Source organism: Paenibacillus tianjinensis (assembly GCF_017086365.1).
Lineage (GTDB): Bacteria > Bacillota > Bacilli > Paenibacillales > Paenibacillaceae > Paenibacillus_AQ > Paenibacillus_AQ tianjinensis.
In genome coordinates, this window is sequence record NZ_CP070969.1 from 4133442 (window position 1) to 4146679 (window position 13238).

General features: G+C 45.0%; 11 protein-coding genes and 2 pseudogenes. 1 reads left to right on the plus strand and 12 read right to left on the minus strand.

Annotation, left to right across the window (positions count from 1 at the left end; translation table 11 throughout):
- Positions 1–108: 108 nt before the first annotated feature.
- The 7 genes from JRJ22_RS18910 to JRJ22_RS18940 form a co-directional block, all read right to left on the minus strand.
- Complete coding sequence (locus tag JRJ22_RS18910) at positions 109–1329, minus strand: IS256 family transposase (RefSeq protein ID WP_206100169.1); 1221 nt, start codon at positions 1327–1329, stop codon at positions 109–111.
- A gap of 333 nt (positions 1330–1662) precedes the next feature.
- On the minus strand, positions 1663–1935 hold the full coding sequence (locus JRJ22_RS18915; protein WP_206100975.1) for a hypothetical protein: 273 nt from the start codon (positions 1933–1935) through the stop codon (positions 1663–1665).
- 566 nt (positions 1936–2501) lie between these two features.
- A complete protein-coding gene (sigF, locus tag JRJ22_RS18920) occupies positions 2502–3257 on the minus strand; it encodes an RNA polymerase sporulation sigma factor SigF (RefSeq protein ID WP_054941451.1) in 756 nt (251 codons plus the stop codon).
- Between the two features lie 11 nt (positions 3258–3268).
- Positions 3269–3724, minus strand: a complete 456-nt coding sequence (gene spoIIAB / locus JRJ22_RS18925) for an anti-sigma F factor (RefSeq protein WP_054941452.1) — start codon at positions 3722–3724, stop codon at positions 3269–3271.
- Entirely contained in the window at positions 3721–4074 is a 354-nt protein-coding gene (spoIIAA, locus tag JRJ22_RS18930) for an anti-sigma F factor antagonist (RefSeq protein WP_054941453.1), read from the minus strand. Before spoIIAA ends, spoIIAB begins: the two co-directional genes overlap by 4 nt.
- Before the next feature lie 173 nt (positions 4075–4247).
- Complete coding sequence (locus tag JRJ22_RS18935) at positions 4248–5465, minus strand: D-alanyl-D-alanine carboxypeptidase family protein (protein WP_408637841.1); 1218 nt, start codon at positions 5463–5465, stop codon at positions 4248–4250.
- A gap of 182 nt (positions 5466–5647) precedes the next feature.
- Positions 5648–6592, minus strand: a complete 945-nt coding sequence (locus JRJ22_RS18940) for an aminopeptidase (protein ID WP_206100976.1) — start codon at positions 6590–6592, stop codon at positions 5648–5650.
- A 241-nt stretch (positions 6593–6833) separates the two neighbouring features.
- Here JRJ22_RS18940 and JRJ22_RS18945 point away from each other — a divergent pair, with 241 nt between their 5' ends.
- Entirely contained in the window at positions 6834–7883 is a 1050-nt protein-coding gene (locus tag JRJ22_RS18945) for a serine hydrolase domain-containing protein (protein WP_206100977.1), read from the plus strand.
- Between the two features lie 209 nt (positions 7884–8092).
- Here JRJ22_RS18945 and JRJ22_RS29300 read toward each other — a convergent pair.
- The 5 genes and pseudogenes from JRJ22_RS29300 to JRJ22_RS18965 all read right to left on the minus strand — a co-directional run.
- A pseudogene (locus JRJ22_RS29300) lies at positions 8093–9196 on the minus strand (thymidine phosphorylase); the annotation flags it as partial.
- Between the two features lie 504 nt (positions 9197–9700).
- Positions 9701–10855 (minus strand): annotated as a pseudogene (locus JRJ22_RS29305) (recombinase family protein); the annotation flags it as partial.
- Positions 10856–11148: 293 nt separating this feature from the next.
- Complete coding sequence (locus JRJ22_RS18955; RefSeq protein WP_332461405.1) at positions 11149–11700, minus strand: crossover junction endodeoxyribonuclease RuvC; 552 nt, start codon at positions 11698–11700, stop codon at positions 11149–11151.
- Positions 11687–13036: a hypothetical protein gene (locus JRJ22_RS18960; RefSeq protein ID WP_206100980.1), complete on the minus strand. Its 1350-nt coding sequence runs from the start codon at positions 13034–13036 to the stop codon at positions 11687–11689. The genes JRJ22_RS18955 and JRJ22_RS18960 overlap by 14 nt, the downstream gene beginning before the upstream one ends.
- Positions 13037–13213 (minus strand): hypothetical protein, encoded by a 177-nt coding sequence (locus JRJ22_RS18965; RefSeq protein ID WP_206100981.1) that lies wholly within the window; start codon positions 13211–13213, stop codon positions 13037–13039.
- Positions 13214–13238: the final 25 nt, after the last annotated feature.

A 13238-nucleotide genomic window follows, 5' to 3' on the forward strand; every position in this document is an offset into this window, starting at 1 on the left:
TCTTAAGAGCCCGGTGCAGAGTCATTTTGCACCGGGCTTTTTGGGTCTGTCAATAATTTTGTGTAAACTCTTTTAAGCACAGATTCCCCCGAGGGGGAAGTCGCGAATCTAACGCAAGTGTTGACCGACCCGGTCTGGGAAAAATACCGAAAGCTGGAGCAGCATTTGGCCCCAGTTTTGGACACGTCCAGTCCATTTTCGAGTGACATCGACGGTGGCCAGATAGAGCATTTTTAGCAGAGCTTCATCGGTAGGAAAGATGCTCTTTCCTTTGGTTACTTTACGAAGCTGACGGTGGTAACTCTCAATCATATTGGTGGTGTAAATCAGTTTACGTATCTCAGGCGGGTACTTGAAAAAAGTAGCAAGTTCGTCCCAATTCGTCCGCCACGAACGGATAATGAGGGGATATTTCGCCCCCCAGACTTCCTCAAAACGGTCGAGTTCAAGCAAGGCACCTTCCTCGGTAGCTGCCTTGTATATAGGCTTTAAGTCGGCGGTCACCTTCTTAATATCCTTGTAAGACACGTACCGTGTAGAGCTGCGGATTTGGTGAATAATACACTTCTGGATTTCAGTTTGGGGATAGCAGGCCGCAATCGCTTGAGAGAACCCGGACAGGTTATCCACGCAGATAATGAGAATGTCCCCCACTCCACGATTCTTGAGTTCATTCAGCACGCTGAGCCAGAACTTGGAGGACTCGTTCTCACCAATCCACATGCCCAGCACGTCTTTGTTTCCGTCCAGATCAATGCCAATGACCATGTAGGCAGCCTTGTTGATAATGGCCCCGTCTTGCTTGACTTTGAAGTGGATCGCATCCAGATAGACAACAGCGTAAACGCCTTGCAGAGGCCGATTCTGCCATTCTTTAATGAGAGGAACAATCTTATTTGTGACATTGGAAATGAGCGTAGGCGACACCTCAATGCCATACATCTGCCCCAGGTGATCCTGAATTTCTCGGGTACTAATCCCTTTGGCGTACAGAGCGATGATTTGCTCTTCGATGCCGGTTACGTTCGACTGATGCTTCTTGACGACAAGTGGCTCAAACTCACCCAGACGGTCACGAGGGATAGCGATTTCCTGTTCCCCGTACTCACTGACAACCGTTTTACGGCTCTTTCCGTTACGGCTGTTTGGCGTGAGCTTCGCCTTCACTTCATGCTTTCCGTAGCCTAAATGAGTGTCCATTTCGGCTTCCAGCATCTCCTGAATCGTCTCCGCAAATAGCTCTTTTAGAGCATTCTGCGCATCCTGTGCGCTTACCAAGTTGTTTTCCTTAATAAATTCCCGTAACTGTTGTTTTGTCCAAAGTCCCATGTGTTCTCCCCAACCTTTCTCTTACTTCCATTTTAATGGGTTTGAGAGTTTACACAATATATTTTACAGACTCGGCTTTTTTTAGCCAAAACTATCATTCTCCGTTCTACTCAGTTTCATCCTAGTCTCAACGCACTTTCAGCCAGATTCATTTGCTCAGGAATCCAGTGGAGAATATAAGCCGTCTGCAACCCCGGGAACTTTTTACGAATGTATGTCAGAAGGGCTGCCTTTTCGATATCTTCAAAAAGGGACTTATTTTGACCTGTTTCATAGTTTTTGCACCAAACAATTTTGCCCCTTCGTGTTTACCGTACGCTAGCTTTTTTTATGTCACTTGTTGGGATACGGCCTAGGCTTTAATGTAGGGTCTCCTTCTCTTTTCCACCACCTGACCTCTGGGCCATAACATATTGTTTTTGCCCAAAAATCTTCTGATCCATGATATCGCATATCATCTTCTTCATCAAAAGGTCTTTCCCAGAATTCATTTAATCTTTCCCAAGCTTCATCATCACTGATACTAAAAAGTCTTTTCATTTCTAACATAATTCCTTCGCAAAACTTTTCGGATTCTTCTGTTGTTACAAAATTAAATTTCTTCATAAAAACCCTCTCTATTTACTCTTCACAATAATTCCTTTAAAACCTTTGAATAACCATATTGACATTCTATCTGAGCGTATCCCTTTTTGCCCGGTTAGTACTTAAATCCAAACCTGTAACTCTCCACTACTTGCTGCGGACTCAGTTGCACTTATTTGCGTCATAATCCACCCTTTGTCGTTCTAACGGACTCCAGTGCGCTTATTTTTGGGAATGCTTTCGAAAAATGCTTACTGGAGTGGAAATAAGTGCACTTCGGTCCGTTAGCCTGGCGAAATACCCTCTATAGCGAAAATAAGAGCTGTCCTGTCCGTTAGCAGTTCCTATTTACCTCACGTATCGATCGGTCAATAATATCGCTAACGTTCTGCTGGATTTATCATACCAAAAATACCCAAAGCAAAAAACCGCCTTCTAAAGGCGGTTTCTGCTGCATTACGATTCCCGTCACTGCACCCGTCACTTTGCATCTTCATTCATACTTAATGGATAACCTAACCCTAACTCTTCACCTCAAACTCACTCACTTCACATCGTCCCCTAAGAAAACCAGCCCGAACCGCTCTCTACTGCGCAATCTGCTCACGAATATTCGCAAGGATCTTCTTCTCCAGCCTCGACACCTGAACCTGCGAGATGCCGAGGCGGGTGGCGACTTCCGACTGGGTCTGGTCGCGGTAGTAACGCAGGTAGACGATCAGACGCTCGCGTTCGGTGAGTGCGCCGATAGCCTCGCTCAGCGCCAGCTTGTCAAACCAGCGCTCCTGCGACTCGTCGGCGATCTGGTCGATCAGGGTGATCGGATCGCCGTCGTTCTCGAACACGGTCTCGTGGATCGAGGTCGGCGGCTTGTTGGCTTCCTGGGCAAACACGATTTCTTCCGGTGTTACACCAAGCGCCTCCGCAACCTCGCCGATGGTCGGCAGGCGGTCCAGCGTCTTGGACATTTCGTCCTTCATCTTGCGCACCTTGTTGGCCATCTCCTTCAGCGAGCGGCTGACTTTGAGGGTGCCGTCATCGCGCAGGAAACGCTGGATCTCCCCGATGATCATCGGCACCGCATAGGTGGAGAATTTGACCTCATAGCTGAGGTCGAATTTATCAACGGACTTGAGCAGTCCGATACAACCGATTTGGAACAAATCATCAGGCTCATACCCGCGGTTCATAAACCGCTGCACCACCGACCAGACGAGGCGGATGTTGCAGCTTACGAGCGTGTCGCGGGCCAGATTATCTCCGGCCTGACTGAGCGCAATAAGACGTTTGACCTCCGCATCGTCCAAATAGGTCGGCGGAGCTTTTTTTGATTCTGCTTCCATGGCTCCAACCCCTAATTGTATAAAGCTTTTTTCGAGACGATCGTTTTCTTCATTGAAATGGAGGTACCGCGCCCGGGTTCACTGGTCACTTCGAATTCATCCATGAAATTCTCCATAATCGTAAAACCCATGCCCGACCGCTCCAGCTCCGGCTTGGACGTGTACAGCGGCTGCTGTGCCAGCTCCAGGTCCTCAATGCCGTTCCCCTGATCCTCAATGGTCAGGTGCACGGTCTCATTGTCGATCGACGCCGAGATGCTGACAATCCCTTCCGGATTACTGTCATAGCCGTGGATGATACAGTTGGTGACCGCCTCCGAGACAACAGTCTTCAGATCATTCAGTTCTTCCATGGTAGGATCGAGCCGGGAGACGAAGGCCGCTACCACCACACGCGCGAACGATTCGTTCTCCGAGAGGGCGGCAAACTGGACACTCATGAAGTTACCAGCTTCACTCTTTGTCATAACGCAACCTCCAAATCCGAGAGCGCAGAACTCTCGTCGTCATATAGGGACATGATTTTGAACAGGCCCGACATTTCCAGCAGCCGCTTCACAGGGGCGGTGGCATCACAGACTGCCATTTTCCCGCCCTTGCTGCGAATCAGCTTGTACCTCCCAAGAATGACGCCAAGGCCCGAGCTATCCATGAACTGCAGCTCTTTCAGGCTGAGAATCAGATGCTCCACCTGGCCCCGCATAATCGCTTCATCCATCTCCATACGAACATAATCGGCTGCGTGATGATCCAGCTCTCCCGATAAACGGACAACCAGCACACCCCGGTGATGCTCCATCTCCACATGAGAATTCATACTTGCCACTCTCCTCTTCGTTGCTTTCAAAACCGCCCTGTAACTTAGTGCTTTCCCCTACAAGGACAAGGTTTTCTACATGGCAATTGAGGATTCCTGCTCCCCGACAAAACTAGAAGAAAACCCCTAAGAATCAACAGAGGACACAAGGGGAATCTACAAAATGCAAGAAATTAATCAACCGTGAACAGGGATCCCGTCGTGCGTTTGAACAGCTTCCACCAGCCTGCCTTCGGTACAGCTTCACCCGCCTTGAGCTCATATTCTTTAATTACACTCGTACCCTGGTAGACTACCAGCTTACCGATGGTCTGATCTGCGGCGATTGGCGCTTTTACACTATCCGGCAGTACCAGCTCATTGCGGATACCTTCCTGGGTAATTCCCTTTTTGAGCAGCACGCTGTAGGTTTCCTTGGCGGTAATCGGCAGGGTCTTTTTCACACTCTTTTCTATATTCAGCGTACCGATGGTGTCTCCAGCTTTATAGATCGTGTGCATTTTATATTGTGAAAAGAGATAATCGAACATGCCCGACACTTCACTGTTGCGTGTCTTCGTGTTCGGTTCGCCCAGCACTACGGCAACGGCGCGAAGTCCGTCTCTGGCTGCAGTTGCCGAGAGGCAGAACTTGGCTTCCGACGTATAGCCGGTTTTTAGGCCGTCTGCTCCCGTATAAAAGCGAACCAGCTTGTTCGTATTAACCAGCCAGAACGGTTTGGCCGAATCCTTGCGCAGATAGTCCTGATAGGAACCGGTATATTTAATAATCCGTTCATGCTTAAGCAACTCCCTGCTGATGACGGCAATGTCATGGGCCGAGGAATAATGATTCGCAGCCGGCAGGCCGTTACAGTTGGCAAAATGCGTATCCTTCAGGCCAAGCGCCTCCGCTTTACTGTTCATCATATCGACAAAGGCGCTCTCTGAGCCGGCGATTTTCTCCGCCATTGCAACAGAGGCATCATTGCCGGAAGCCATAGCGATGCCTTTCAGCATCTCGTCCACCGTCATTTCTTCACCGGGCTCCAGAAAAATCTGCGAACCGCCCATCGATGCAGCATATTCGCTCGTCCGCACTTTGTCGGTTAATTGCAGTCTGCCCTCATCCAGGGCTTCAACGGTCAGCAGCATCGTCATAATTTTGGTAATACTGGCCGGTGGCAGCTTGTCATGGCTGTTCTTCTCATAAATAATGGTTCCGGTGCCCGCATCCATTAGAATGGCGGAACGCGCTCCCGGCGCGAGATCAACAGCAGCAGCGGTATTACCGGTACTTTTAGCCTTTTCCTCCGCAAATGCGCCTGGTGCCGCTCCCAGAACCGAAACAGCCATACATAGCACAAGCATCATATAACGAATTTTTCTCAAAGTGGTTCCCCTCCTGAACATTAACCTTCATTTCACAGGTACTGTATTCCAGTTTGGTCAGAAAGGCAGGAAATTATTCCAATTCACGCAGAAAAAAAGACCTTCCCCGGCATCCTTACGGACACACAGAGAAAGCCCCTCACTTTAACCATCCGGAGTCATTTATCCGGCACTCCTAAACTTCTAAACTCCTAGGCTCCTAACTAGAGCAATTCTCCCGCAAGCATAATTAACTTATCGTCTATATACACGTCAGGCTTCATTACCACAGCATCGATATGTACTCCTGCCGCAAGGATTCCGCCAAAGGTATTATTGCTGCCGAACGCTACATGAATGGTTCCGTAGACCTTCTCGTCTTCGAGCACCACACCTGTAATTCTGGCCTTATTATTCGTTCCAATGCCAAATTCCCCAAGGAAACGTCCATCACCAGTACCCAGCATTTCCAGCAGCTTGTCCCCGCCTTCGCCTTCGGCTGCGGTTAAGCGGCCTTGCTCTACTGTAAGCAGCAGCGGACTGTGCAGCGCACCGATTCCGGCGATGGAACCATCCACCAGAATCCGCCCTGACGCGGTGCCTTCCATCGGAGCAATATACGCTTCGCCGGAAGGCAGATTGCCCGATTCTCCCGGATTAAGATATAAACCCGTGCTCAGCACGCCGTCTCTGCTGTCAATCGAGAAGCTCAGACTCAGCCCGTCCTTCTCCACACGCACCTCACGGCCTCCGGACAGCAGGGCGGCAACCTGTTCAGTCAGCGCTTTGACCTGTGCATAGTCAGCAGTTATTGCCCCATTGCTGAACATATCATCCGTCATGCCAGGCATGGTGGCCACACGGGTTCCCGCTGCTGCTGCCTGCTTGCGGGCAGCCGTATGTGTCATAGAATGTGTCGTAATACAGACCGCCACATCCGCTTTAGCCATAGCTTCGGCGACCGGAGCCGGCGGCTCCTCACCCGATTTTCTTCGCGGCTGCATGATCAGCAGCATCGACTCAGCCCCGAGCCGCTTGCCTGCTTCATAGACGGATTCCGCGAGCTCGCGTTTGTCATCGTCAGCCACAACAGCCAGCAGTTCACCGCCGCTTAGCCCCAGACAATCCTTCAATACATTCATGCTGGTTAGTATCCTTGATTCACTCATGTTAACTTCCTCCCAATTACACCATTTCCGCTATCTATTCACCGGTTTAGACGGTGTGACAGCACGGCAGGCACTCCAGCAGAGGCCGCCCATTCTCTATGCTGCTCCACTTCACTGTTACAGTCAAGTATTTCACATCCTCTTCGCCGCGGCTCATATTCCATGAAAAGGATAACCCCTGTCCGCTGCAGAATATCTGAATGGACAATCATCACTACAGATCAGGAATGAGGGATAACCTATGAGGATTGAACAACTTCGCCAAGCGATTGCCAGCACAGCCCAAAGCTTAGGTTTTTCAGGAACAGTACTGTTATCCGGCCGTGAAGAGGAGTTGATTCTGGAAGCCTACGGGCATGCGAACATGGCTGATAACCGGCTGAATAAGCCCGACACACGTTTCGGCATCGCCTCTGGCTGCAAGCTGTTCACAGCTATTGCCATCTGCCAGCTTGTGGAACAGGGTAAGCTTTCTTTTGAGAGTAAAGCTCTGGAATTGTTACAAGGAGGCGGACTCGCGTTCCCGCTGTTCAGTCCGGAGATAACCGTGCATCAGCTGCTGACACACAGCTCGGGCATCGGGGATTATTTTGACGAAGAGACAATGGATGATTTCGCAGAATTGTGGAAGGCCGTACCGATGTATACGCTCAGGCGTCTTGAGGATTTCCTGCCGATGTTCCAGAACCTGCCGATGAAATTCAACCCCGGTGACAGATTTCACTATAACAACGCGGGTTATATCATGCTCGGTCTGCTCGTTGAGGCAGCAAGCGGGATGGCTTTCTCGGATTATGTGGAGCAGCATATTTTCCTGCCTTGCGGCATGCAGCATTCCGGTTATTTTGCGCTGGATAATCTGCCGGCCAATACGGCCATGGGATATATAGAACAGGAAGATGGAAGCTTAATCACCAATATCTACTCCATACCGGTAAAAGGGGGCGCAGACGGAGGAGCATTCATTACTGCAACAGACATGCAGCTATTTTGGGACGGCCTCTTCAACCATCGGCTGCTTAATGAGGAAACGACTGCTCTGCTGCTAACGCCGCATATTCATGAAGATCAAGATAACTACTATGGCTATGGCGTGTGGATTACCAAGCTGAATGGCGAAGTGTACAAATACCATGTGATGGGTTTCGATCCCGGTGTCTCCTTCCGCTCGGCGTTCTATCCTGCAAGCGGTGTAACCTTCGCCGCCCTCTGCAACCGGAGCAAGGGAGCTTACCAGATAATGCGGACGGTGGAGGACGGTTTAGACGATGTGGACACTCCTGGGGATTAACGGATAGCAAGCATCAGTGAACGTGAAAAAAGCCGTACAGAACAGATTGTTCTATACGGCTTATAATTTAAGTGGAAATGTTGGCTGTACTTCCCGCAATTTCCGTACCACTGAGTGACTAGCGGGAATACCTCCACTTAACTGCCAGGAAAAGCACCTCTTTATCCAAAGGTGGTTTATTAGATGGAGAATTTTCCACATTGTGCTACTTAGTACCGGGTTACGCCATCCTTCGTTACAAGCGCGAATACCAGCGGCTGCGGCGGAACCGGCTGAGCGGAAATGCGGTAAGCTTCCAGCACCTTGGCTTCTGCTTCCTGCACCTTGCTCTCGCTGGCATCGTTCACATGCAGTACGGCAACCGTATCGCCTGCGGCAACGGCATCGCCGACCTTCAGCGACAGCTGGATGCCAACACCCAGATCAATCAGCGATTCCTTGGTCTCACGACCTGCTCCAAGCAGCATGGCAGCCACGCCGATTTCCTCGGCCTGGATGCTCTCCACATAACCTGCGGACGCTGCCTTGACTTGGGTGAAGCGGCTGGCTGACGGCAGCGTGTCTGGTGCCTCGACCTGTGTAACATCGCCGCCCTGTGCAGCCACCATCTGTTTGAACTTATCATAAGCGCTGCCGTCCTCGATATGGGACATCAGGATCGTCCGCGCTTCGGCTTCATCCTTCGCTTTGCCGCCGAGAACCAGCATCTGGCTGCCCAGAATGAGGCAGACCTCCTGCAGATCCTTTGGCCCGTGGCCTTTCAAGGTCTCGATGCCTTCCTTGACCTCGAGCGCATTGCCGATGCCGAAGCCCAGCGGCTGGTCCATATCACTGATGACGGCAACCGTGTTGCGGCCCAGATGCGTACCGATATCAACCATGGCCTGTGCCAGGGCGATGGAATCGTCGAGCGTCTTCATGAACGCACCGCTGCCGGTTTTGACATCGAGTACGATGGCATCTGCACCAGCGGCGATTTTCTTGCTCATGACGGAGCTGGCAATCAGCGGAATGGATTCCACGGTAGCAGTCACGTCACGCAGCGCATACAGCTTCTTGTCGGCAGGGGTAATGTTGCCGGATTGCCCGATAACGGCGGCGCCAATTTCGCCGACCTGGGCGAAGAACTGCTCCCGGCCCATCTCCACCGAGAAGCCGCTGATCGACTCCAGCTTGTCGAGTGTGCCGCCAGTATGTCCCAGCCCGCGGCCGGACATTTTGGCGACCGGAACTCCGGCGGAAGCCACCAGCGGTGCAAGCACCACCGTAGTTTTATCCAAGACAACGGGTAAAGACATAAAGGAAACCTCAATATCTTCCGTCTCTTTTTTTGTGTTTTGGAGGAGATCGAGGTCAAACTTAAAGTAGGTTTGCACGTTCCCATCTGCATCTATAACGATCTTATCAATAATTCCATCTATTAGACTCTTCTTTAAATAAAAGGGTGCTATATCGATTGATTTAGAAAAGTCTTTAAGTTGTTCAAGTATATAATCTGTTGTAGTTTCCTTCTCACTCTGTACTTCTATATTTTCAAGCAATGAGGATTTCAATAGTTTTGCGTTGTTTAGTTTTTTCAATATCTCTACCTGATCATCCTGATACCCCTGTTTGAGCAAATCGTAATTCAAATCATCTTCATCAAGTTCTAAGAGTAATCTTCTAATCGCAGTGTAATCCTTTGTATATCTATCTAATTTTTTTTCAATTTCTTTTAGATCATTTTCATACTGCTCATCTTTATCGTTTAACTGTCTTAAGACATCGCCCGATAACTCAGAGAAGTCTATTTTTGAAAGATAAATTTTTAGTTTATTAATAATATACTCTTCTAAAATCTCTTTTTTAAATGTAGTTCCTCCGCAACCATCAAATGTATGATTGTGATTACTTGAGCATAAATAATATAAATACTGTTTTCCATTGCTTCTGGTTGAATTTCTAGTAGCAAATTTACTTCCGCATTTTGAGCAATATAATATACCGGAAAGAAGAAAACTTGTTGTGTAGTGTCGAGGAGCTTTTATCTTTTCTTTTCTTTCATCTCTTAGCTTATATATCATCTTTTGTTTTACGTCAGTCCGTATTGCTTCATGTTCACCTTTCTCAACTATAACCTTATCCTTTAAATCGTCACCTTTTAATAGCTTTCTATCTCCATCTTTACTATATTGAATTACCCCTGTGTAAAACGCATTGAAGAGAATTGTTTGAACAACATCTTCTGTCCACTTATCAATAGATTTTTTTGTCTGTTTTCTTTTCTTGACTGCACCGCCAGGACGCAATCCAAGATTTTGTACTTTGTTTCCATTCAACCATTTAACAATAGAATACACTCCGTAACCAGAAAGATATAAATCCTCTATCTCATTAATTATTTTTACTTCGTCTGGAACCACTAATACTTTTTTATTATTTCTGATATATCCAAACGGAAGATTCCCTCCAACAGCCTCACCTCTTTTTGCTTTGTCTTGCATTACATCGGTAACACGCATCGATATTTGCGCTGACTCTATTTCGTCTAGAGATGCTCTTATATTCTCCATCATTTTTCCATATGGATCGTTTAAGGAAGATTGCATTTCTCCCGTAGCAGAATAGATCAACTCACAGTTTGCCTGTTCTAGCATTCCTCGAATCGCTAATGAATCCTCTATCTTTCTTGCTAATCTATCTCTTCTATAAACTATTAATTTATTGAAAAGACCTGCCTTAGCATCATTAAGACATTCTAACAATATTGTTCGATCTTTTAACCTAGTTTTAGATGCCGAAACTGCTGGCTCCGCATAAATTTTAAATAGTATGCCATTATTATCTTCGATAATTTTTTTACCTAAGTTCTCTTGCATAGGTATTGAATCGCCATTATCTGCCTGTTTATCTGTTGAAACGCGAATATATATAGCATAAACAGGCTTGTCCATAAATAATTCCTGTTTCACCTTTTTTACTTGAGGTGACATTTACATACCTCCTACTTTTATGTTCTTAGAGTCTATTTATTATGTTCTTTAATTTTATAGCATCTATGTATTATTGTCCATTTTTCGAAGTAGATTGTTGTATGTAATTTGCGAATATTTTTACTAATATGTCTTTTGCGTTGTCTACCATTTCTTTTTCATCTGCTGAGTCATTTATATAGAAAGCATCATAATTCGTGATTATCGTTTTCTTCGGGATAAATATCCATCCTTTCAAGTAGAGCCTTTCAGAAACCAAATAAGTTCCCAAAAGGCTCTTTCGTTTATTATTTTTATCCTTTATTTACTTCATTTTTCTTAATTGTTTTCTTCTTAGTAGGAGTCTTCTTCAATTCAACCTTATTCCACTCAATCAACTTATTTTTAATCAAATATGTAAGTGCTACAGCAAACGAATCTGACTCGTCTTCATTGTTAAAAGTGACATCGGGATAAACTTTTTTGATGGTATCTTGAACATATTTTTTAGTTGCATCTCCACGACAAATCTCTAATTTCACCGTCTTCGGAGGATAGTATATTTGTTCAAATTGATGAAACAACTTATTCACAACGCCATGCACCTTGTAAATAACTGCGGTAGAAGTAGGAAATCGGTTAAAAGCTCTTTCGATTGCCACTATTGATGGAGGAAAGTTTTCGGTTATTTCTATAAAACAGTCTTCAATGTGTTTTAGTTTTTGTCCATGTGTTGCAGATTTTTTAAAATGAGATGTTGATATGTGTGTTATAAATTCTGGTTTATTTTTATCCATATTCCATACAGTGATCCCTGTGCGCTCCATTGATAAATCTAATCCATACAGATATTTAGTAATATTTATTCAACTCCGCTTCTATTAACTCCCTATATTTTTTAAAATCTTTGTAGTGAATTATTAGCAAATTGATATGTTTATCGTTACAATATTTTATTTTTATTTCATCATTTTCTTGTTGTTTGAGCAACTTGTTAATTCCTCCAAACAGATCGACGGGTTTGTAATGTTGTTCTCCATTGTATTCAATAAGAAAAAGCAGATTTTCATCTCTATTAAATATTGCAAAATCAAACGGCAATTCTCTTAAATTAACACAGTCTGAAAACCTGTATTGTCTTATGAATTTAATATTTTCATTCCTTAAATATCTGGCTATTTCCTCTTCTTTTTTTGATTGCCCATTGTAAAAACACTCTTTACATCGGACAGATCGTTGCAGAAAATCTCTTGGCGTGTAATCATTTGTCATACCGCATTTATGATGCTTTATACATATTTTTGTTTTTAAATTTATAAATTTCCCTAAGACTTCATATTCATCTCCCACTAATTGATACACTTCTTCAATAAATTCAGCATGAGTCCTTTTATAATTACCAAAACATTTTGGGCAGTTTGATCTTAAACTAAAAAAATTATAGTAGTTAGGATTCCACGTGTATCCACAACATAAATGCGTAACTACAATTTTCTTTTTTTGTAAATTAATATCGCCCAATTTGTAGTCCTTTAGTTTTAATTCTACAAATCTATTAACGACATCTTCTTCTGTTAAAGGGATAAGCTTATTACATTTTATGCATTCTGACCCACTATGAACAAAGTGAGACGGTGTTATTTTATAAACATAGCCGCACGGTTTATGTTTTATGAGTACTTTTGTAGATGAATTTATATATTCTCCAATCACTTCGTATTCATTATTTCTCATTTCTTTAACAATTTCACAAAACTTTTCCAGTCCTATCTTCCTATCGTTGCGAGAGCAATACTCGCAGCACAGACCTCTTGATTGCAACAAGCGACTAGGCCATATTAAAAATTCTCTTCCGCACCGTATATGGCGAACTTTAATTTTTTGCTTTGACCCTTGATACAGACTCATAATAATAAATGATTTTGGTCTTAAAATTTCCACTTCCTTAACAAATTGATCATGAGATTTTGTTTGTTTGGCTGTTACAGTCTTACGAGAACAAGGTGGACATCTTTGACCAATACGAAAATTATTAATTTGCATCGAAAATTCATTACCGCATTTTTTGTGTAAAATATTTACCTTGATTTTTTTATTTACATATTCTCCAACCAGTTCATATTCTCCAAAAGATAGGTTGTTAATTTCTTCAGATATTTCTTGCGTAGTCTTCTTCTTATTGTTCATATTATAGATATTCACTCATAACAAACCACGCATAGTATTAATCCGTTCATCTAACGCCTTAACTTCCTTCTCCAACAATTCCTCAAATCTACCTTCAACAATAAATCCATCTCTATGATAATCATTCAATTTGTTGATCATATGTATTTTTAATTCTTCTACCAATGCTAAATTATATCCAACTAAATTCAAGCAATCACTCTCCTATATATGTTTA